The following is a 21,325-nucleotide window of genomic DNA, read 5'->3' as shown; positions in this document are numbered from 1 at the left end:
ACAGGTGATGTAAAGTTGAACCGCCGTATACGAGAACCGTACGTACGGTGGTGTGAGAGGTCGGCTAATCAATTAATGATTAGCCTCCTACTCGATTATTTATTTTATCGTAAATAAAAACTAGCTTGGCAGTCGGATGAATAAAGTGAGGGATTTTGAAGGATACTTACAATCAGTTAGGAGGTAGAACCATGGAATTTAATTTAACGATTTTACCAAATGAATTTACCGAAAATAAGTTGAATGTATTATCATTAGTTAGTCTTTCTATTGAAGTCAAAGATGAATATGGTATCGTGGTTGAACGAATTGAAACAACACCTAGTGAAAAAGAGTATAAACTAGCAACGGAGCTTGGAACAAATATGCGAGTGGAAGTTCATCTAATTCCCGGTCAAGAAGTCGAATTTTATCCAGTAGTTACAGCTTTATAGAGAGAATTAGGAATCTAATTTCACTTCACTACTAGCAGTTGTTGCCAGTGAAAAACGGTGGAACTACTTTGAGCCCAAAGATCAGGACTCAGAGCTTCCAAGCTTCAAACTTGGGCTAAATAAGTAGTAAGCCCAAGTAATTCACATTGGATTCTAGACCTGGTTACTGGTACCAACTACTAGTAGTTCTGCTGTGTTTTTTTACACCCAATTATTTTTTTGCATCATGAGTCACTTGGTTAAATGAAAATTATTGAATAAAAAGTAGGGGAAATATTCCCACAGAGAATCTTGGAAAGACAGTGAGGACAAGGGAATAGAGTTACCTGGATGTCTCAAGATAAAACAAGGAGGAAGAAAATGAAAAAGAAATTAATGGTTCAAGATATGATTTTGACATTACAAAAATTTTGGTCAGACAATGGTTGTATGCTGATGCAAGCTTATGATACGGAAAAAGGAGCAGGAACTATGAGTCCGTATACTTTTTTACGAGCGATTGGACCTGAGCCTTGGAATGCAGCTTATGTAGAGCCGTCTCGCCGTCCTGCTGATGGTCGTTATGGAGAAAATCCGAATCGTCTGTATCAGCACCATCAATTTCAAGTAGTAATGAAACCATCCCCTGAAAATATTCAAGAGTTATATTTAGAAAGCTTGAAATTATTGGGAATCGATCCTTTGGAACACGATATTCGTTTTGTAGAAGATAACTGGGAAAACCCCTCAATGGGATGTGCTGGTTTAGGTTGGGAAGTTTGGCTTGATGGAATGGAGATTACTCAATTTACCTATTTCCAACAAGTTGGTGGTTTAGCTTGTAAACCCGTAACATCAGAAATCACATACGGATTAGAGCGTTTAGCTTCTTATATCCAAGAAGTAGAAAGTGTCTATGATCTTGAATGGACAGAAGGCGTAAAATATGGTGAGATTTTCAGACAACCTGAATATGAACATTCTAAATATTCTTTTGAAGTTAGCAACCAAGAACTGTTATTAGAAAACTTTGATAAATTTGAAAAAGAAGCGAAACGCTGTATTGATGAGAGTTTGGTGCATCCAGCGTACGATTATATTTTGAAATGTAGCCATACATTTAACTTGTTGGACGCTCGTGGAGCAGTTTCAGTAACGGAAAGGGCCGGATATCTAGCCCGTATTCGGAATATGGCTCGAGCAGTAGCGAAAATTTTTGTCGCCGAACGTGAGAAACTAGGATATCCACTTTTAAATAAAGAAGCAAGCACAACAAAGGAGGAAAACTAACATGGCAAAAGATTTATTATTAGAAATTGGATTAGAAGAAATGCCTGCACATGTAGTCACTCCAAGTAGAATTCAATTAGAAGAAAAAGTGATTAAATTTTTAGACGAAAATAATTTATCTTACGAATCAGTTCAAACTTTTTCAACCCCTAGACGATTAGCAATTCGCGTAACACAAATACCTGAACAACAAGAAGATACTGAAGAAGAAGTAAAAGGACCAGCGAAAAAAATTGCTTTAGATGCAGAAGGCAACTGGTCAAAAGCTGCACAAGGTTTTGTTAGAGGACAAGGTGTTTCAACAGACAACATTGTGTTCAAAGAAGTAAATGGCGTGGACTATATATTCGTGACAAAGTTTACCAAAGGAAAATCTGCAATGGAGGTTCTTAAGGGCCTGAAACAGATTATTACTAGCTTGACATTCCCAGTTACGATGCACTGGTCGGATTATGATTTTGAATATATTCGTCCTATTCATTGGATTGTTGCCTTATTAGATGACCAAGTGATTCCATTTTCAGTTTTAGACGTAGTGACTGGAGCACAATCTAGAGGCCATCGTTTTTTAGGAGACGATATTATTTTCAGCCATGCGAATCAATATGAAGAGAAACTGAAGGAACAATTTGTAATAGTTGATCCTCTTGAACGAAAAAAAATGATTGTAGATCAAGCGAACGTCTTTGCGGCAGAAAAAAATTGGACAATTGATCTTGATGAAAAACTGTTAGAAGAAGTTAATAATCTAGTAGAATACCCAACCGCTTTTGTAGGTGATTTTGATGAGAAATATTTATCTGTTCCAGAAGAAATTTTGATTACTTCTATGAAAGAACATCAACGATATTTTGCCATCCATAATGAACAAGGCATGTTGATGCCTCATTTTATTGCCGTTCGCAACGGAGATAGTGTGCATATTGAAAATGTAAAAAAAGGAAATGAAAAAGTCTTAATTGCTCGTTTAGAAGATGCAGAATTTTTCTATAGTGAAGACAAGAAATTATCGCTTGAAGATTGTGTAGACAAATTAAAAAATGTAACCTTCCATGAAAAAATAGGAACTATTTATGAAAAAATGCAACGTGTAGGGCTTATCGGACAAATCATCGGGAAAGAAGTTGGCTTGTCGGATTCCGAATTAGAAGACCTGAAACGTGCGTCAGAAATCTATAAATTTGATTTGGTAACGAACATGGTTGGTGAATTCCCAGAACTACAAGGAATTATGGGTGAAAAATACGCTCTTCTACAGGGAGAAAAACCGTCTGTAGCTCAGGCAATCCGTGAACATTACATGCCAACAGCTAGTGAAGGAACGCTTCCAGAATCTTCTATCGGAGCAGTTCTTGCGATTGCTGACAAATTGGATAGTGTCTTTTCATTTTTCGCAGTAGATATGATCCCGAGTGGCTCAAATGATCCATATGCGTTAAGAAGACAGGCCTATGGCATTATTCGTATTGTGGAAAACAAAGGGTGGGATTTCCCATTAGTAAAACTACAGCTAGATATTGATGAAGCAGTTAATGCAGATATAGCCAAATTTGGGATACAATTGAAAAAAGGCCAAGCAGAAGTTATTGATTTCGTGAAAGGTCGTGTTCGCCAACTGTTATTAACCAAAAATATTAGGCATGATGTCATCGATGCGGTAATCTCGGCAGAGCAAAAAGATTTATCAAAACTTTTCTCATCTGCTTCAATTTTAAAAGGACATATACAAGATAAAGACTTCAGACCTTCCGTTGAAGCGTTGACGCGTGTCATCAATTTAGCGAAAAAGGCGACAGAAACAGTGGATGAAAATAAATTAATAATTAATCCTGATTTATTTGAGAATGATGCAGAAAAAGAACTATATCGTGAAGTAAGCGAGATAGCGAATCATTTTGATGAAAATTCGATAGTAGATAATTATAATGCACTTGTTTCTTTGAGACCATATATTGAGAATTACTTTGAAAATACCATGGTTATGGTGGATGATGAGAAAATTAAAGAAAATCGTTTGAAACAATTGATTCAGATAGCTAAAATGGCTCGCTCCATAGCAAGTTTAGATTTATTAATCGTAAAATAAATAAGAGAGTGAAACAAAACTGATTTTATAGTTGCGTTTCACTCATTCGTTTTTTTTTAGTTGAACTGTATGCGGGTAATAAAAGACCTTCTATCCAAATAACGTCATATCCTCTATACTATGGAAACAGGTTTTCAACTATAGACTTATGGCGTTATTTTTTTATTGGCATAATTGTTAAATGGTTTTTGACTATAGCAAATAGTTTTGAAGGTTGGCTGGATGTCAGAAAAAATTGATATTCAGGAATGCTTCAAATAAATGAGTCAAATATTTGAAGGCATTTAGACCATTTACTTTGGCAGTTTCTACGATGCTGTAAATAACAACATTTTTCAATTTATCAAATTGTAAAAACATAGCGGAACTATTAGCCGTTATTACCAGTAACCGTGCCAAGAAGCCAATGTGAATTACTTGGGCTGTCTAACAAATTATTAGCCCAAGTTTGAAGCTTGGAAGCTCTGAGACCTAATCTTTGGGCTCAGAGCGGTTCTACGGTTTTCCACGGGCAACCACTGCTAGTAGTGGAGCAGATATTGTTTCCTAGTTCACTATTTATACTTTTAATATAGATGGAGGAGGGTCTTATTTTAAAGGCAGTCTTTTATTACCCGCTTACGTTAAGCTAGAAAAAGCGAGTTCGGAAAATTGATTAAATTTTTTGGAAGCGTTGACTATGTATAGAAGTTCAGTTATAATACTTTTCGTAAGGAAGAAAAAAAAGCGAGAAATAACGTCGTAGTTATTTCGAGAGTTATGTTACTGTAATCAATCAGGCAGAACTCAGATTAGGGATCTTATAGACCATTTTTTGGTTTATTCGATACTAGTCTGAGTTTTTTTTTCTAGAAAGGAGCAAAAGAGATGAAAGTTCGTCAAATATTAAATAACAATGTTGCCATTGTGGATCGTGGAGGTCATGAATCAATCGTTTATTCCACAGGAATTTCTTTTAAGAAAAAGGTTGGCCAACCAATAGATGATTCCGAAATAGAAAAAATATATGTATTAGATTCAAAAGACCGGCTGGAGCATTTTAGTTACATGCTTTCTAATTCAGATGAAAAGACTATTTCATTAGTTAACCATTTAGTGGCGCATGGAGAAGAAGCGATTGGCAAAAAAGCAAATGATTATCTATATCTGACGTTACTTGACCATATTTCTTTTGCTTTGAAAAGAGCCGAAAAAGGACAATTTATTCGTAGTCCGTTAGCTTGGGAAGTCAAAAAATTTTATCCTGTTTATTTTGAGATTGGTTTGCATGCACTGAGAATGATACAGGACTCTTTTGGCATCGAATTTCCCGAAGACGAGGCGGTTTCACTTGCCTTACATTTTGTTAATCTTCAAGAAGATCGAATGAGAATAGATGAAAAAATAGAAGATATGGAAACACTGCGAGATATGTTAAATATTATTAAATACCACTTTCAAGTGAAATTTGATGAGACGAGCATGAACTATTTGCGCTTAGTCACCCATCTTCAATATTTTATTGAAAGACTCCGAAACAAGCAGCCTTACGAAGGAGATGAAATGACTTTATTTCATCATGTAAAAGAGTTGTATCCAGAATCATTTGAAGCTGTTGAGAAAATTGAAATCTATGTAAAAGGAAAATACAATGAATATCTTTCGAAGGATGAATATACCTATTTAATGATTCATATTAATCGAGTAACAGAAAGAAAGGACGATAATCCGTGAAATATCAAAAATTCAATGAAGAAATTATCCAACTAGTTGGCGGGAAAAATAATATTCAAGCAGTAGTCCATTGTATGACAAGGTTACGTTTTACCTTAAAAGATAGGAGTAAAGCAGATACAGAGAAGCTTAAAGCAATGGATGGGATAATTGATGTTGTCAGCAATAATGTTGCCTATCAAATCATTATCGGCACTCATGTGAATGATATCTATAAAGAAATGGTAGAAATGTTAGGCTTAGATCCAAATGCTGCTGAAGGTCAACCTAAGGAGAAAAAGAACTTTATAAAAGCAGCTTTAGATGTTGTATCCGAATCAATGACACCTATATTAGAACCAATTATCTGTGCAGGTTTATTAGCGGCTTTTTTATCCATTGTATCTTTAACAGGCATTATTTCGCCTGAAAGCCCAACCTATCAAATTTTAGATGCTCTTAGAACCGCTGTTTTCTATTTCTTGCCTATTTTTATGGCTATGAGTTGTGCGAAACGATTAGGAGCGAGCCCTTATCTGGCAGTTGCTTTAGCTGCTACAGTACTGTCAGAACAAATCAATGGAGTAGAAGGCTTAAGTGTTTTTGGGATTCCGTTACCACAAATTACCTATGCAAATAGTTTTATTCCCATTTTACTGGCAGTATGGTTTATGGGGTACGTAACAAAATTTGTTAAAAAAATAGTTCCAAATGCATTACAATATTTCTTGTCGCCTTTGTTAATCATGTTGATTACTTTGCCAGCCACATTAATTGTATTTGGTCCACTTGGATTCTACGTGGGGGAAGGAATTATCGGTTTCTTTAATTTTCTGATGAATACGATTGGTAGTTGGTTTGTTATGATGCTCTACTCAGCATTACAACCGTTTATAATTATGTTAGGAGCGGGAAATTTCATTATGCCAGTTGTTGCAACAATGATTGCTTCCAATGGCTACGACCCGGCATTTATTTCCTCTTGTACTATTTCTGATATCGCAGTAGGGGGAGCGATGCTAGGCTATTTCTTAAGAGCAAGAAAAAGTCAACAAAAGCAGTTATTTGGAACGGTTACTTTATCAGCAATTTTAGGGGTAACTGAACCAGCAATTTATGGTGTGTTTGTTAAATTCCGTAGACCATTTATTGCTGTTATGATTGGTGGTGGCTTAGGTGGCCTTTTTGCTGGATTGACAGGCGTTAAAGCATACTCAGTTGCTTGGGGACTATTTGGATTACCTTCTTATATCGGACAAGGGGATTTTAAAAATCTTTGGTTAATGGTGACTTCTGTTATAATTAGCTTTGTAGCTTCAGCCATCGCTTCATATATGTTAGGGATTCCATCTGAGGATGAAGATAGAACAGACCAACATGAAACATCAACAAAAACAGTTGGAGACAGCTCTCTGCGTTCGCTGCCTTTAGGAAATGTCGTTTCTGGAGAAATTATCCAGTTAGCAGATGTAAAGGATCAAGCTTTTTCAACTGGGGCATTAGGAAAAGGAATTGGAATTGTTCCGGTAAATAATGAGATTTACTCACCTGTTGAGGGGGGAGTGACTGTAGTTTTCCCTACGAAGCATGCTTTAGGCATTAAAGATGTGAATGGTGTTGAATTATTGATTCATATTGGCATTGATACAGTAGAACTTGAAGGAAAATATTTTGAGTTATTTATTAAGCAAGGAGATCATGTCAAAAAAGGACAGAAAATCGCTAATGTAAACTTTGAAAAGATTAAAGAAGCCGGCTATGATCCAACAACCATCATAGTAATTACCAATACTAATGCGTTTCTCGATGTTTTACCTACTCAAAATAAAACTGTTTCCATGGATGATTTACTATTAAATATTGTTTTTTAATGTAGGAGGAAGTATGAAATTAAAGGAAAATTTTTTATGGGGTGGTAGTATTGCTGCCCATCAATGTGAAGGGGCTTGGAACGAAGACGGTAAAGGAATCGGAATTATGGATTTAGTAACAAAAGGTTCTTATGAAACACCTCGAAGAATTGACAAAACTTTTCAACAAGAGACGACTTATCCATCTCATGAAGCAATTGATTTTTATCATAAATACAAAGAAGATATTGTTTTGTTTGCAGATATGGGGTTTAAAGCTTTGAGAATTTCAATTGATTGGTCACGAATTTATCCTAATGGTGATGATTCTGAACCTAATAAATTAGGGATCTTATTTTATCAAGAGTTAGTTGATGAGTTAATTAAATATGGCATTGAGCCGATAGTCACACTTTATCATTTTGAAATGCCAATCCATTTGGTAAAAAAATATGGTTCTTGGGCTAATCGTCAAACCATTGATTTTTATCTAACTTTTTGTCGAACGATGTTTGAAGCTTTAAAAGGTAAAGTCAAGTATTGGGTCACTTTTAACGAAATGAATCATATTGATCCTCAAACTGAAACAAGTGATATTTTTACGTATATTATTGCCGGATTGAAATTTTCTGAGTTAGAAGATCGGAGACAAACATTGGCTACCATCGGCTACAATATGACAGTGGCAAGTTGTAAAGCAGTGACATTAGGACATGAAATTGATTCGAATAATCAAGTGGGTTGTGTTTTTGGCATTGAGCCAGTCTATCCTGTAGATTGCAATCCAGTAAATGTCATGAATGCTTTTAAGCAAATGGATCGGGATTTTTATCAAATTGATGCCATGTGTAATGGAAAGTTTCCAGAATATAAAGTAGCAGAGTATAAGGATCAGGGGATTAAGATTGAAATAATGCCTGAAGATAAAGGAAGTTTTGCCGACGGACGCTTAGATTTTATTGGGATGAACTATTATGCTTCTTCAGTGGCAGAATATGAAGGGGCAGAAGAGGGGAGAAGCGCTCTATTTGGTGGCTTACAAAATCCTTTTTTAGAAACAAGTAAATGGGGTTGGACGATTGATCCAACAGGTTTAAGATATTTACTCAATTATACGTACAGAAAGTATGGATTGCCGATTATCATTACTGAAAATGGCTTAGGGGCAGTGGATGAGTTTTCTGAAGACGGAAAAATTCATGATGATTATCGGATCGATTATTTGCAAAAACATATTGAGCAACTGAAAATTGCTATAGAAGTCGATCAAGTGGATTGCTTTGGTTACCTAACATGGGGGCCTATCGACTTAGTAAGTGCTACAACAGGTGAAATGAAAAAAAGATATGGGTTCATTTATGTGGACAAACAAGACGACGGAACAGGGACCTTGGAACGAACTCCGAAAGATTCTTATCATTGGTTTAAAAAAGTTATACAATCAAATGCAGAAAATCTATTAGAGCAAAATCTAAATGAATTAAATTAGGAACTATTGATTTTATTCACGAAACATTGATGGAAGACCACGATTGGTTAATTCATCAATGTTTTTTTATATAAAGGATGATTACCAACTAGTTTTTAAAACTAGATTGAATATTAATGGAAAATATGTTACGATGTTACCATAAAAAAATGGAGGGGTTCCATGAATGAAATGAAGACATCTTTGCAATCATGGGGATCGGACTTGATTGAAGTCCATTTGCCTCGTTGGCATGAGTTGCCAGAAATTGAGTTATATATGGATCAAGTTATTACGTTGGTAGAACGTTATTTATCTCCAATTATTGACCAAGAAAAACATACCTTATTAACGTCATCAATGGTCAATAATTATGTAAAATTAGGTTTAATTCCTGCGCCGAAGAAAAAACGATACAACCAAAAGCATTTAGCTTTTTTAATTGCAATCACGCTTTTGAAACAAGTTTTAACGATTTCGGAAATTAAAGAAGGAATTATTTTTCAAGGGGCTGTGGTAGGAATCAGAGAAGCCTATAATTTGTTCTGTGAAGAACAAGAAGCTGCTCTAAAAATCGTTGCTAATCAGGCATTAGGTGAGGAGACAGCTGGTGTTCTGGATGAGCCAATCCAAATTAAGTATATGGCGGTTAAAGCAGCAACGTTATCTTTTGCAACTAAAATGTTTAGTGAAAAAGTAATCGAACTTGAACAAAAATATATGGAAGAAAAGGGAGAACCCGACAATGAATAAAGAAAAAATTGCTTTGCTAGTTGATTCTGGAACGGATGTTCCACAAGAAATAATTGAAAAATATGGTATTTACATGATTCCATTACAAATCATTTATAAAGACCATATTTATACTGACAAAGTAGATATTACGCCTGAAGAAGTTTATGAAAGATTACCACAAGAAATCCCAAGTACTTCTTTGCCAGATGGAGAGACGATTACGAAAATTTTTGAAAAAATCAAAAAAGATGGCTATGAAAAAGTCTTAGCAGTTACGATTTCAAGCGGATTAAGCGGTACTTACAATGTAATTCGTTTGATTGGAGAACAATTTGAAGGTCTAGAAACCTATGTTTTAGATACTAAAAACATTGGAATTGTCAGCGGACTACAAGCAATAGATGCAGCAAAAATGATTGAAGCTGATATGGGATGGGAAGAAATTAAGACAACTTTACTCGAAAGAGTGCCAAAAACAAAAATATTCTTTAATGTAGCGACTTTGGAATACTTACAAAAGGGTGGTAGAATCGGTTTAGTAGCGTCTATTTTAGGGAATGCCTTGAAATTAAACCCAATCATCTCTTGCAACGGAGAAGGTGTTTATTATACAGTTGCGAAAGCAAGAGGACGTAAAAAGAGTTTAGAAAAGACTTTTGAATTAATTAAACAATTCGTAGGAAACCACCAAAAGATTAATTTGGCAGTTGCACATGGGCAAGCGAAAGAAGAAGCAGAAGCCTTTCTTCTAAAATTAAAAGAAGAATTCCCTAATGCAGAAAATATATATTTTGGAACAATTAGTCCCGCCTTAGTTGTTCATACTGGACCAGGTTTGTTAGGTTTTGGGATTCAGTTGCTAGATTAGAGTGACAGTTAAATAAATACAAAAGCAGTTAGAGCAAAGACCGAATTATGGGCTTGTTTTAACTGCTTTTTTTGAGGAAAACCTGGTATTCATTCGTTTGATTAGAATAAACTGAAAGAAAATGAAAATAGCCGTGATGAAAGGATATTTTTTCTCAAATAGACAAGTACAATTATTTTTTTAAATATCGATAATGTGTTAAACTTTTATCGATTTAAGAAAGTGATGGAAAAAATATGAAAAAAGCAATTGCTGAATGTCTAGGAACTTTTATGCTTGTGTTCTTCGGGACAGCTACTGCGGTATTAGGAAATGGAATGGAAGGGATTGGGACAACTGGGATTGCCTTAGCATTTGGGTTATCAATTGTTGCAGCAGCCTACAGTATCGGTACGGTTTCAGGTGCTCATTTGAATCCAGCGGTTTCAGTTGGCATGTGGCTGAATAAAAGAATTTCAACAATGGAATTAGTCTATTATGTTGTCGGTCAAATCGTTGGTGGCTTTCTTGCTTCATTTTCTTTATTGGCAATTTTGAAAACTGCAAGTCTTGATACCGCAAATCTGGGACAAAATGGCTTTGGTGAACTTGGCGCAATGGGAGCTTTGCTTGTAGAAATTATTTTAACTTTTATTTTTGTACTAGTCATTATGACTGTAACAAGCGCTAAAAAAGGCAATGCTCGTTTAGCAGGTGTAGTTATTGGTTTGACCTTAACAATGGTTCATTTAGTTGGCATTCCTTTAACAGGGACTTCAGTTAACCCAGCAAGGAGTTTGGCACCAGCAGTATTAGCTGGAGGAACAGCTCTTTCAGAAGTATGGGTATTTATCGTGGCACCAATTATTGGTGGTCTACTTGCAGCTTTAGTAAGCAAGTATTTACTAAATACTGAAGAACAATAATAAAAAAGAAAGAGAGCGATGCAAAACTAAAATCAGTTTTGTATCGCTCTCTAAATCTAAACAAACGATTAGAAAAAAGTAACCGCTACACTTTGTTGCGATCCCAACGTTGTAAATCACTACAGCTGCTTGCAGAGTAACCACTCCACAATATAAAGTGGCAAAAGCCACTTTACTTCCTATTATTACCCAAATGCTACGCACAAAGTTCGTAAAAAAAATCGGAATTGCACTGAAATCTAGGGAAATCTTAGAAGCAGTTTTCGAGAATTTCAGCTTGTTTCTCAAGGCTAGAGATTCTGTCTAAACCTCTCTTTTTGTTATTTAAAAGTCAACGTTTTTTCAGAGGTGTCTACGGTAACTAAATCTCCAATTGGGATTGTAAAAAGAGGTTGAGTATGACCAAAATCCATATCATACATAACAGGAATCTCTTTCAATAAGGGATATTTATTTAAGACAGTTAGTAATTTTTTTTCAGTCATTTTGGACTCTTTTGGAAAACGGCCAATTAGCAATGCTTTAGGATGTTTAGCTACTTGCATCAATGAAGAAAGGGCGCGAGCAAAATCTTGATAGTTTTCTTCTTCAGTATTTTCTAAAAATAGAATTGAATCTTCAAGAGAAGGGAGAAAACCCGTACCAAAAAGTAATTGGAAAGTTCCTAAATTGCCTCCATAGCAATAGCCAGAAACAATATCGGAGTCATTATAGATTTTCCAATCGTTAGGGAAAAGTTGTCTCTTGGGATTTGGTAAATACCAGGCATCTTGACTCCAAAAACTAGAAGGACTAATCGTAATTGATTCATCTTGACTGACAACGTTCAAAAACGAACTAGTTTGGTATTCCTGTAATTCATCCATTTGAAAGCTTGAAAAATGAGGCCCAACATAAGTTATCATTCCTGTTTTACAAGTAATAGCATTGCATAATGCAGTAATATCACTGTAGCCACAAAAAATTTTAGGATTTGCTTTGATTAATGAAAAATCTAAATAAGGAAGTAGTTCATTGCAATTAAATCCACCAATAGCAGAGAGAATTCCTTTAACATTTTTATCTGAAAAAGCTTCATGAATATCTTTTACTCGACTCATGATACTGGAGGAATCTAGCGCATCTCTTTCTGTAAGATGACTAGCGAAAGTTATTTTAAAACCCAAGTTGGTTAATCTTTTAGTCGCATCTCGCACACTCTTATCTGATAAAATAGAGAAGCTGCTAGAAGGGGCAACAATTCGGATTTCATCGCCAGCTTTTAAACGAGGAGCTTTCATATGTGGTCACTTCCTTTCAAAAAATGGTATATACTAATTATATCCAGATAGTGATTCTTTTAGCAAGCAGATTTTCCAAAGTTTAATCTGTTTTTCTATGAAAGATGAAACAGTGGACAAAATAAGGTATAATGTTAGAGAATGGTAAGTAAGAAACAGAATTTGTATAAGAAGAGGTGTCTCTTTATGAAGAAAATTTTAGTAGTAGATGATGAAAAGCCGATTTCAGAAATTGTAAAATACAATTTGGCCAAAGAAGGATATGAAGTTTTTACTGCCTACGATGGGGAAGAAGCTATTGAGAAAGTAAAGGAAGTAGAACCAGATTTAATTTTATTAGATTTAATGCTGCCTAAAATGGATGGTCTGGAAGTAGCTAGAGAAGTCCGCAAAACATATGATATGCCAATAATAATGGTTACTGCCAAAGACTCTGAAATTGATAAGGTTTTAGGCTTAGAATTGGGCGCCGATGACTACGTGACAAAACCTTTTTCAAATCGTGAATTGGTTGCTAGAGTGAAAGCCAATCTTAGACGAGGAGCGAGCAGTGGAAAAGAGTCTGATGTTACAACGCAATCTGAATTAACAATTGGTGATTTAACAATTCATCCAGATGCTTACATGGTATCAAAACGTAGTGAGAAGATTGAGTTGACGCATCGAGAGTTTGAATTACTCTTTTATTTAGCGAAACATCTAGGTCAAGTAATGACGCGTGAACATTTGTTACAGACGGTTTGGGGCTATGACTATTTTGGTGATGTTCGAACAGTCGATGTGACGGTTCGCCGTTTGAGGGAAAAAATTGAAGATAGTCCGAGTCATCCAACTTATTTGGTCACTCGTAGAGGTGTTGGTTATTATCTTAGAAACCCTGAACAGGAGTAGTGATTTATGAAGAAAAAAGTTCACTTTTTTCAATCTGTAAACTTTAAAATTGCTCTATCGTTCATTTTGTTACTATTGATTACGATTCAAATTATTGGTGGTTATTTTATTCGTGAACTTGAAACAACAACGGTTAACGAATTCAAAAAGAATATGGATACACAAGTCTTGCAGTTGGCTAGTAGCCTCAGCAACTATATGGGTGGTAAAACAGAAGAAGAGAGAGCTGAGGTAGATGCAAATTTGAAAAAAGCCTTGGCTGATTTTCAAACGTCTGAAATTATCGAAGCCCGTGTCGTTGATGATAAAGGAATTGTACGTGCCACAAGTGATTTGAACCAACAAGGTGTCATAGGAAAAAAGAACGATTATCGTGATTTAAATGATTTTAACATAAAAAAATACCCTGCTTTAGACAACGATAAAAGAGTTTATATCAATGTCCAGCCTATTCAATCCCCGACTGGCGATACAGTCATCGGGGTTCTTTATGTTAAAAGTAATATTGAAAGAAAATATGATGAGTTAACGAATACAGCAAGTATTTTTCTGACTGCTTCATTAATCTCTGGAATTATTTCAATCGCAGTGACATTGCTGATTGCTCGTTCTATCACTCAACCAATTGGAGAAATGAGAGAGCAAGCCCTGAGAATAGCTCGAGGAGATTATTCTGGTAAAGTTAAAATTTACGGAAAAGACGAACTTGGACAGTTAGCTGATACGTTTAACCAGTTAGCTGAACGAATCGAAGAAGCACAAGAAACGATGGAAGCTGAACGTAATCGATTGGATAGTGTTTTAACCCATATGACAGATGGTGTTATCGCTACAGATCGAAGAGGAAAAGTCATTACCATCAACGAAATGGCTCTTTCGCTGCTAAATGTAAAAACTGAAAACGTGATTGGTTCTTCTTTATTGGAGTTACTAGATATTGAAGCAGATTATACTCTCAGAAAGTTATTGGAAGAGCCAAATGAAATGATTATTGACCGCTCTCTGTCAGAAAAAGAAGAAGATCAAATGATTATTCGTATCGACTTTACAATGATTCGACGAGAATCTGGTTTTATTACAGGGTTGGTTTGTGTTCTCCATGATGTCACAGAACAAGAAAAAAATGAGCGAGAGCGTCGTGAATTTGTTTCTAACGTTTCTCATGAGTTAAGAACACCATTAACTAGCATGCGTAGTTATATTGAAGCATTAAGTGAGGGAGCTTGGGAAAACCCTGACATTGCGCCTAATTTTTTAAATGTGACACTAGAGGAAACTGACCGAATGATCCGAATGATTAATGACTTGCTGAATTTATCTAGAATGGATTCAGGAAATGCGCATCTTCAATTAGAATATGTCAATTTTAATGAGTTAATTAACTTTGTGCTGGATCGTTTTGATATGATGCTAGTTAGCACGCAAAAAAATTACATTATTCGTAGAGAATTTACTAAAAGGGATCTATGGGTAGAAGTAGATACGGATAAAATTATTCAGGTGTTGGATAATATTTTAAACAATGCCGTGAAATATTCTCCTGACGGTGGAGAAATTACTTGCCGACTATTAGAAACACATAACAATGTAGTTTTTAGCATCTCAGATCAAGGATTAGGTATTCCCAAGAAAGATATCAGTAAAGTATTTGAACGTTTCTACCGTGTAGATAAAGCAAGAGCGAGAGCGCAAGGTGGGACTGGTCTCGGTTTAGCTATCTCTAAGGAAGTTGTCAAGGCGCATAATGGCTTAATCTGGGTAGAAAGTGAGGAGGGTCAAGGATCAACATTTTATATTTCCTTGCCTTATGAACCTTATGAGGAGGATTGGTGGGAATGAAAATACCTGAAAAATTAATTAGAATAGGGCTCATTCTCTTAATTCTCTTAAGTCTATATTTTTCATTCAATATTTGGTTGAGTTCTTCAAAAAAAGAGCAACCACTTACTGGAGAAAATCAGATCGCTACAGCTGTGAATGAGCGCTCAATTGTGGATGTTTTTCAACCCTTAAAATTAGTTAAGAAAAAAGGTGAAGAAACGCAAATAACTAGTAATGAGAATTTAATTAGTTCTGTTCAAGCTGAGATTAGAAAAGCTGATTTTGGTAAATTAAATCAAGTAGTCAATCAAAATAAGGAACAATTTGACTCTTATTTAACTTTTGATTCAGGAATAGAACTTTTATATGAAGCCCCGTTTTTATTGAATGAATACATTTTTATCTACAAACTAAAGATCGATGTCAGTAGTATAAACGATAGTGAAAATATATATTTTACTAAAATTCAACTTGATTTTGATAAGGATAAAATTCGTTTCTTTAATTTTAGTAGCAAAAATGTATATGAAGCAACCTTGTCGGTTAATGTGAATAAGATAAATGATTTGGTGGGAAAAGAAGGAATCCAATATTATGCCGTGGAAAGAAGTAATCTTGCTGCTGAAAAACAATATTTGTTGACGAATGACATGCAGATGAAAAAATACAGCTACATTTTAGCTTCCCAACCGATTACTCGCTTTAAAAATGCTTTTTTCAATAATATTGATAATATTCGTTCTAGTGAAGATAGTAAAGATTTTTCTTATACAAGTAATAATGAAATCCTTCAGACAGATAGCAAAGAAGGAACGATTTTATTTAGAGGGAATTTGTCTGAAGAAAATCGTTTAACTAATGATGTTTATACAACGAGCTATAGTTATGTCAAAAAATTAGGAACGAGCATGGGAAACTTACGCTATTTTGATCGAGGTAAGGCGCAAGTGAATTACAGAACCTTTGTTGAAGGATTTCCTGTTTTCAGCCAACAGAATAAAGGGCAAGTTCAAGTAGCAATTGAACGACGAAACACTCAAGAACAACAGGTCACTATTTATACTAGTGTAGATACGATTCAAATTCCTATACCATCTGAAGAAGTTGTTACAATTGAAAGTGCCGACAAACTTTTAGAAAAGCTGAAAAAAGCTGGGGCAAAAACCGAAAACATTAAATCTTTGGTTATTGGTTATACCTGGCAAACGATTGAAGAAACCAAACAAGTTGTTGATTTAACGCCAGAATGGTATGTCAATTATAATAAACAGTGGTATAGCGAAAATGAGTTATTGGCTGAGATGGCTCATTCGGAGGTGCAGTAATGGATTTCAAACGAATTGAGTGGATATTCTTTGTCGCCTTTTTTGGACTTAATCTATTTTTATTTGGTATTTATCGTGAGGGGATGCAGGATGAAAGCAGCGTTTCTTACTCAGGCCAAACAGAAAAAATTGAGAATCGATTGAAAAAAGATGGTATTTCCTACAAAGGAAATTTATCTGAAACAAGACTAGAAGGCTATTATTTAAGCGGAGAACAAACGAATTTTAAAGAAGCTTTACAAAACGGCGAACTAGCAGCGATTAAGCCCTATGCAAATGTTGGAGAATATACAATAACAAGTACGCCAAGTAAAAACTATTTTATTAATGAAAAGAATATTCATGATACGTTAAAAACCTTTCTAGGAGAAAAAAAATCACTTCTTTACGGTGATGAGTATCAATTTTTAAATGAATTTTCAAATTTTACTGGTGAATTTCCAGAAATTATTGCAGTCCAATCTTACAAGGGAATTCCTTTTAGAGATGATACCGCTCAATTGTCAATTAGTCTTGAGAAATCTGGGGATCTTTTAAAGGTAAACAAATACACTCAAACACATATTGGCTCAATTGATGAGTTGCGGGACAAAATGGATTTGTATTCTAGTCGAGAAGCTGTTGAAACATTATATGTGAACAATCGTATTCCAAGTAATTCAACGATAAACTTTATTAAGTTAGCCTATTCAAGAATTTATAAAATACGAGAGAAAAGTGTTTATGTCCCAGTTTGGTTTATCGGTATTACCAATAATGGTAATTTACAAATTGAACATGTAAATGCTTTAAGTAACACGATCATTACAAATAATACAGTTCCAAAGGTGGAAAATCATTAGAGATGAATGTATAATAGAAAATTGTAGAGTTTGTAGAAGGGACGTTAAGCATACATGAGCCAAAATTATACATTCAAAGTTAGCATTCTTGCTAGCGGTAGTACGGGAAATTCCCTTTTTATAGAAACAGAGAAGAAAAAAATCTTGGTGGATGCTGGCTTAAGTGGCAAAAAAATCACTTCTTTATTAGCAGAAGTGGATCGTAAACCAGAAGATTTAGATGCTATTTTAGTCACTCATGAGCATCGAGATCATATTCATGGTGTTGGGGTCCTTGCTAGAAAATATAAACTAGATGTCTATGCGAATGAAAAAACATGGGATGCAATGGATCCACTTATCGGAAATGTTGCAGTTGAACAAAAACATATCTTTGAAATGGGGAAAGTGTTAACTTTTGGCGATATGGATATCGAGAGTTTTGGTGTTTCTCATGATGCGGCAGCCCCCCAGTTTTATCGATTTTATAAAGAAAATCGTTCTTTTGTTACGTTAACAGATACGGGGTATTGCAGTGATTATATTCGAGGAACGATAAAAAATGCAGATGCCTATCTGGTTGAAAGCAATCATGATATCGAAATGTTGCGAATGGGTCCTTATCCTTGGAATTTAAAACAACGAATTTTAGGAGATCAAGGTCATTTGTCAAATGAAGATGGGGCGTTAGTGATGGCGGATATTATTGGTGATCAAACAAAACGAATCTATTTGGGACATTTAAGTAAAGAGAACAATATGAAAGAATTAGCCCATATGACGATGGAAAACACTTTAAAAGAACAAGACTTAGGTGTAGGGATTGCTTTTAATATCTATGATACAGATCCCGATTCGGCTACTGAACTGTTTACTATTTAAAACGAACTAAGAAGAATTATTATATTCTTCTTAGTTTTTTATTTCTTTAAATCTTTCTTTTTGTGTGCTGTGACAGTTGATTTTCTGAATTTTCTAAGTTATAGTGGTTTAGGTTTTTGATTGAATCCTAATGGAGTTTACCCAGTGATTGTTATTGGTAGGTAAGTTTTGTTTATCTTATTGTTTTGAGGAGGAAAAATATGTTTGATTTTTTACCCCGCTCCATTTTGCAAATGAGTACTATTTTTTTATCGATTATTATTGAAGCCCTACCTTTTGTAATGCTTGGCTGTGTCATATCTGGGGCCCTTCATGTATTTTTGACGCCTGAACGAGTAAAAAAACTATTACCTAAAAATAAATTTTTATCTATTTGTGTGGGCAGTGTTTTAGGATTCTTTTTCCCATCCTGTGAATGTGGTATTGTTCCTATCATTAATCAATTTGTGAAAAAAGATGTTCCTGTTTATACTGCTTTTGCTTTTATGGTGACGGCACCAATTATTAATCCGATTGTGCTTTTTTCAACCTATATTGCTTTTGGGAACTCTCTAAAATTTGTTTTTTTAAGAGTTTTAGGTAGTTTTTTAGTTGCGATGGTTGTAGGAATTTGGTTGGCTTATCTTAATAAAGAATCGATTTTGAAAGAAATTCGGAGTCCAGAAGAGGTAGGGCATAAGGAGCATAAGCATGAAATTGAGAAAACTTCTTTTTTTCAAAAAGTATGGTCGGTTTTAACTCATGGAATTGAAGAATTTTTTGATACAGGGAGATACTTAATTATCGGTTCGTTGTTGGCTGCTTTGATGCAAACGTATTTGCCGACAGGGGCTATTTTACAATTAGGGCATACGAAACTATTGGCAATTTTTGTTATGTTAATTTTGGCAGCGACTTTATCCTTGTGTTCGGAAGCAGATGCTTTTATTGGTTCGTCATTACTCAGCCTTTTTGGATCAGGACCGATTGTCGCTTTTTTAGTTTTTGGCCCAATGGTGGATATCAAGAACTTATTGATGATGAAACGTTATTTTAAAACAACGTTTATTGTCAAATTTGTAGCTTTAGTAACTGTTACAGTAACTATTTACGCTTTGTTTATTTAAGGAGGAACTTATAATGATACGTTTTTTAATTCTAATCGGTTATTCAACATTTATGATGTATTTACAAGTTTCTGGTAAACTGAATCAATACATTAATGTTCATTATGGTTACTTAGCTGTTTTATCTATGGTTTTATCCTTAGTATTAGCTATTGTTCAGTTGATTTTGTGGAATAAGGAAGGTCAAAGTAAAAATAATTGTGATTGCAAACAGGAAGATCATAATCACGGCTTAGATAAAAGGTATCAGCGAGTTATTGCCTATTTTCTGTTATCTTTACCTTTGCTAGTTGGTTTTTTGTTTCCAACAGTTAGTTTAGACACAAGTATTGTTGAAGCAAAAGGCTTTACTTTTCCTTTAAGTAAAGAGTCTGTAGGTGATCCTGAAGTTGACACGCAATATCTAAAACCAGATACTAGTATTTATTTCGAAAAAAATGAATACACACAACAAATGAAAAAAGCGCTAAGTCAATATGACAACAAGCAAACAATTGAAATAACTGACGAGAACTATCTAGAAATTATGGAACTAATTTACAACTATCCTAGTGAATTTATCGGAAAAAAAGTTTCATATAAAGGGTTCATTTTTAATTCTCCTGAAGAAGACAAGTCGGATGTTTTTGTTTTTCGCTTTGGTATTGTTCATTGCGTAGCGGATTCTGGAGTGTTTGGTTTGCTGACTCATATGCCAGAAGGGGAAGAACTTGCTAATAATAAGTGGGTTGAAGTAAGTGGCGTCATACAGTCTAAGTACTACGAGGCCTTTAAAAGAACCATCCCATACGTAGAAGTTTCTTCAGTAAAAAATATAGCTGAGCCTAAAAATCAATATGTTTATCGTTCATTTTAAAGGTTGTAAAAGGAATAGCAGAGACTGATTACGTTTCTGTTATTCCTTTTTTGTTTATTTATTCTCAGTTCAAACGTTTCTTTTAAATATAAAATAATCAATGATTGCTTTTAAAAAAGGTAGTTTGCAATCATTTCCGTAAGGCTTTTCTCGAATGTATTAAAGGCTTTATCTCTTCGATAAAATAACGAGACGCCAATTAGTTCATCAAAATCAGTGACTTCGATTATCTTAAGCTCTTTATCAAAACCGTTCTTAATGAAGCTATAAGGTAAAAGGGAAACACCTAAATTCTGTTTTACTAATTCCAAACAAGAACTGTAATTTGGCATTTCATACAAAGGGTCTAAATAGATATGTTCTTTATTTTCATAACTTTTTAAATACTTACGTACAGCTAAATTTGGATGAGGGAGAACTAGAGGGTATTTAAGAAGTTCAATGAGCGATATTTCTTGTTGAGTAAATAAATCATGCTTTTGATTCACAACGCAACAACATTTATCGTTACCGATTTTTTTGAAGATGAGGTTCTCATCTAAAAACTCCGGGGTGTAGCTGATACCCATATCTAAGGAACCGTTTAAAACTCTAGGAAGTAAACTAGTATAACTTCTTTCATGAACTTGAATTTTATTATTTGGAAAAATTTTTGAAAACTCAACAATTGGTTGAACTAACAGGCTTGCACCAGTTACACCAATCACTATTTCTTTGGATACTTGCTCTTTGCAATTTGCTAATGCCAGTTCTAATTCGCTTATATTTTTAAACAATCGATAGGCTTCTATTTTTAATAATTCACCTTCTGGCGTCAGGATTAACTGATTTCCGCTTCGATTGAACAAGGTTAATGATAGGTTTTGTTCTAATTGTTTTATTTGTTGACTCAATGTAGGTTGCGTAATATATAATCGTTCGGCTGCTTTGCGGTAGTTCATTTCTTCTGACAAAATAACAAAATAATTTAGCAATCTTAAATCCATTTTCTCCACTCCATTGTTTTTATCTATGACTAGTATAGTTGATAACTATT

Annotated in this window: 19 protein-coding genes; 16 read left to right on the top strand and 3 right to left on the bottom strand. The window is 34.7% G+C overall.

Going from position 1 to position 21,325, the window contains the following annotated elements:
• The first annotated feature begins 191 nt into the window (after positions 1-191).
• The 3 genes from BCR26_RS11145 to glyS all read left to right on the top strand — a co-directional run bounded on the left by BCR26_RS11145 (position 192) and on the right by glyS (position 3,789).
• Positions 192-434, top strand: a complete 243-nt coding sequence (locus BCR26_RS11145) for a hypothetical protein (protein ID WP_069699071.1) — start codon at positions 192-194, stop codon at positions 432-434.
• Between the two features lie 360 nt (positions 435-794).
• Positions 795-1,703 carry a glycine--tRNA ligase subunit alpha gene (gene glyQ, locus BCR26_RS11140; protein ID WP_069699070.1) on the top strand — a complete coding sequence of 303 codons (909 nt, stop codon included), beginning with the start codon at positions 795-797 and terminating at the stop codon, positions 1,701-1,703.
• A gap of 1 nt (position 1,704) precedes the next feature.
• Positions 1,705-3,789, top strand: a complete 2,085-nt coding sequence (gene glyS, locus BCR26_RS11135; RefSeq protein WP_069699069.1) for a glycine--tRNA ligase subunit beta — start codon at positions 1,705-1,707, stop codon at positions 3,787-3,789.
• A 225-nt stretch (positions 3,790-4,014) separates the two neighbouring features.
• On the opposite strand, the gene BCR26_RS19220 is transcribed toward glyS, so the two are convergent.
• Positions 4,015-4,149: a transposase domain-containing protein gene (locus tag BCR26_RS19220; protein ID WP_209591819.1), complete on the bottom strand. Its 135-nt coding sequence runs from the start codon at positions 4,147-4,149 to the stop codon at positions 4,015-4,017.
• Between the two features lie 507 nt (positions 4,150-4,656).
• Here BCR26_RS19220 and BCR26_RS11130 point away from each other — a divergent pair.
• From BCR26_RS11130 to BCR26_RS11105, 6 genes are all read left to right on the top strand, one after another.
• Positions 4,657-5,502 carry a PRD domain-containing protein gene (locus BCR26_RS11130; RefSeq protein WP_069699068.1) on the top strand — a complete coding sequence of 282 codons (846 nt, stop codon included), beginning with the start codon at positions 4,657-4,659 and terminating at the stop codon, positions 5,500-5,502.
• Positions 5,499-7,352: a PTS beta-glucoside transporter subunit IIBCA gene (locus BCR26_RS11125; protein ID WP_069699067.1), complete on the top strand. Its 1,854-nt coding sequence runs from the start codon at positions 5,499-5,501 to the stop codon at positions 7,350-7,352. Before BCR26_RS11130 ends, BCR26_RS11125 begins: the two co-directional genes overlap by 4 nt.
• Positions 7,353-7,365: 13 nt before the next feature.
• Entirely contained in the window at positions 7,366-8,820 is a 1,455-nt protein-coding gene (locus BCR26_RS11120) for a family 1 glycosylhydrolase (protein WP_069699066.1), read from the top strand.
• Positions 8,821-8,982: 162 nt separating this feature from the next.
• Complete coding sequence (locus BCR26_RS11115) at positions 8,983-9,552, top strand: DUF1836 domain-containing protein (RefSeq protein WP_069699065.1); 570 nt, start codon at positions 8,983-8,985, stop codon at positions 9,550-9,552.
• On the top strand, positions 9,545-10,402 hold the full coding sequence (locus BCR26_RS11110) for a DegV family protein (protein WP_069699064.1): 858 nt from the start codon (positions 9,545-9,547) through the stop codon (positions 10,400-10,402). Before BCR26_RS11115 ends, BCR26_RS11110 begins: the two co-directional genes overlap by 8 nt.
• 236 nt (positions 10,403-10,638) lie before the next feature.
• Positions 10,639-11,307 (top strand): MIP/aquaporin family protein, encoded by a 669-nt coding sequence (locus BCR26_RS11105; RefSeq protein ID WP_069699063.1) that lies wholly within the window; start codon positions 10,639-10,641, stop codon positions 11,305-11,307.
• 320 nt (positions 11,308-11,627) lie between these two features.
• Here BCR26_RS11105 and BCR26_RS11095 read toward each other — a convergent pair whose 3' ends face one another.
• Positions 11,628-12,587 carry a S66 family peptidase gene (locus tag BCR26_RS11095; protein WP_069699061.1) on the bottom strand — a complete coding sequence of 320 codons (960 nt, stop codon included), beginning with the start codon at positions 12,585-12,587 and terminating at the stop codon, positions 11,628-11,630.
• Positions 12,588-12,773: 186 nt separating this feature from the next.
• On the opposite strand from BCR26_RS11095, the gene yycF reads away from it, so the two are divergent.
• From yycF to BCR26_RS11060, 7 genes are all read left to right on the top strand, one after another.
• Positions 12,774-13,478: a response regulator YycF gene (yycF, locus tag BCR26_RS11090; RefSeq protein ID WP_069699060.1), complete on the top strand. Its 705-nt coding sequence runs from the start codon at positions 12,774-12,776 to the stop codon at positions 13,476-13,478.
• Between the two features lie 6 nt (positions 13,479-13,484).
• Entirely contained in the window at positions 13,485-15,317 is a 1,833-nt protein-coding gene (gene walK, locus BCR26_RS11085; protein ID WP_069699059.1) for a cell wall metabolism sensor histidine kinase WalK, read from the top strand.
• On the top strand, positions 15,314-16,624 hold the full coding sequence (locus BCR26_RS11080) for a YycH family regulatory protein (RefSeq protein ID WP_069699058.1): 1,311 nt from the start codon (positions 15,314-15,316) through the stop codon (positions 16,622-16,624). The genes walK and BCR26_RS11080 overlap by 4 nt, the downstream gene beginning before the upstream one ends.
• Positions 16,624-17,466: a two-component system regulatory protein YycI gene (locus BCR26_RS11075; protein ID WP_069699057.1), complete on the top strand. Its 843-nt coding sequence runs from the start codon at positions 16,624-16,626 to the stop codon at positions 17,464-17,466. The genes BCR26_RS11080 and BCR26_RS11075 overlap by 1 nt, the downstream gene beginning before the upstream one ends.
• 54 nt (positions 17,467-17,520) lie before the next feature.
• A complete protein-coding gene (locus BCR26_RS11070; protein WP_069699056.1) occupies positions 17,521-18,327 on the top strand; it encodes an MBL fold metallo-hydrolase in 807 nt (268 codons plus the stop codon).
• Positions 18,328-18,527: 200 nt separating this feature from the next.
• Complete coding sequence (locus tag BCR26_RS11065; RefSeq protein ID WP_069699055.1) at positions 18,528-19,433, top strand: permease; 906 nt, start codon at positions 18,528-18,530, stop codon at positions 19,431-19,433.
• Positions 19,434-19,446: 13 nt separating this feature from the next.
• Positions 19,447-20,289, top strand: a complete 843-nt coding sequence (locus tag BCR26_RS11060) for a TIGR03943 family putative permease subunit (protein WP_069699054.1) — start codon at positions 19,447-19,449, stop codon at positions 20,287-20,289.
• Positions 20,290-20,399: 110 nt separating this feature from the next.
• Here the strand turns inward: BCR26_RS11060 and BCR26_RS11055 are convergent, their stop codons facing one another.
• Positions 20,400-21,275 (bottom strand): LysR family transcriptional regulator, encoded by an 876-nt coding sequence (locus BCR26_RS11055; protein ID WP_069699053.1) that lies wholly within the window; start codon positions 21,273-21,275, stop codon positions 20,400-20,402.
• Between the last annotated feature and the right edge of the window lie 50 nt (positions 21,276-21,325).

This window comes from Enterococcus rivorum (assembly GCF_001742285.1).
Taxonomy (GTDB): domain Bacteria; phylum Bacillota; class Bacilli; order Lactobacillales; family Enterococcaceae; genus Enterococcus_L; species Enterococcus_L rivorum.
This window is presented reverse-complemented; position numbering and strand designations above follow the sequence as displayed.

Coding starts and splice junctions, on each gene's coding strand:
- BCR26_RS19220 (WP_209591819.1), bottom strand. CDS start 4,149: ATGTTTTTACAATTTGATAAATTGAAAAATGTTGTTATTTACAGCATC.
- BCR26_RS11095 (WP_069699061.1), bottom strand. CDS start 12,587: ATGAAAGCTCCTCGTTTAAAAGCTGGCGATGAAATCCGAATTGTTGCC.
- glyS (WP_069699069.1), top strand. CDS start 1,705: ATGGCAAAAGATTTATTATTAGAAATTGGATTAGAAGAAATGCCTGCA.
- BCR26_RS11105 (WP_069699063.1), top strand. CDS start 10,639: ATGAAAAAAGCAATTGCTGAATGTCTAGGAACTTTTATGCTTGTGTTC.
- BCR26_RS11120 (WP_069699066.1), top strand. CDS start 7,366: ATGAAATTAAAGGAAAATTTTTTATGGGGTGGTAGTATTGCTGCCCAT.
- BCR26_RS11055 (WP_069699053.1), bottom strand. CDS start 21,275: ATGGATTTAAGATTGCTAAATTATTTTGTTATTTTGTCAGAAGAAATG.
- BCR26_RS11145 (WP_069699071.1), top strand. CDS start 192: ATGGAATTTAATTTAACGATTTTACCAAATGAATTTACCGAAAATAAG.
- BCR26_RS11065 (WP_069699055.1), top strand. CDS start 18,528: ATGTTTGATTTTTTACCCCGCTCCATTTTGCAAATGAGTACTATTTTT.
- walK (WP_069699059.1), top strand. CDS start 13,485: ATGAAGAAAAAAGTTCACTTTTTTCAATCTGTAAACTTTAAAATTGCT.
- BCR26_RS11110 (WP_069699064.1), top strand. CDS start 9,545: ATGAATAAAGAAAAAATTGCTTTGCTAGTTGATTCTGGAACGGATGTT.
- BCR26_RS11075 (WP_069699057.1), top strand. CDS start 16,624: ATGGATTTCAAACGAATTGAGTGGATATTCTTTGTCGCCTTTTTTGGA.
- glyQ (WP_069699070.1), top strand. CDS start 795: ATGAAAAAGAAATTAATGGTTCAAGATATGATTTTGACATTACAAAAA.
- BCR26_RS11130 (WP_069699068.1), top strand. CDS start 4,657: ATGAAAGTTCGTCAAATATTAAATAACAATGTTGCCATTGTGGATCGT.
- yycF (WP_069699060.1), top strand. CDS start 12,774: ATGAAGAAAATTTTAGTAGTAGATGATGAAAAGCCGATTTCAGAAATT.
- BCR26_RS11080 (WP_069699058.1), top strand. CDS start 15,314: ATGAAAATACCTGAAAAATTAATTAGAATAGGGCTCATTCTCTTAATT.
- BCR26_RS11115 (WP_069699065.1), top strand. CDS start 8,983: ATGAATGAAATGAAGACATCTTTGCAATCATGGGGATCGGACTTGATT.
- BCR26_RS11070 (WP_069699056.1), top strand. CDS start 17,521: ATGAGCCAAAATTATACATTCAAAGTTAGCATTCTTGCTAGCGGTAGT.
- BCR26_RS11060 (WP_069699054.1), top strand. CDS start 19,447: ATGATACGTTTTTTAATTCTAATCGGTTATTCAACATTTATGATGTAT.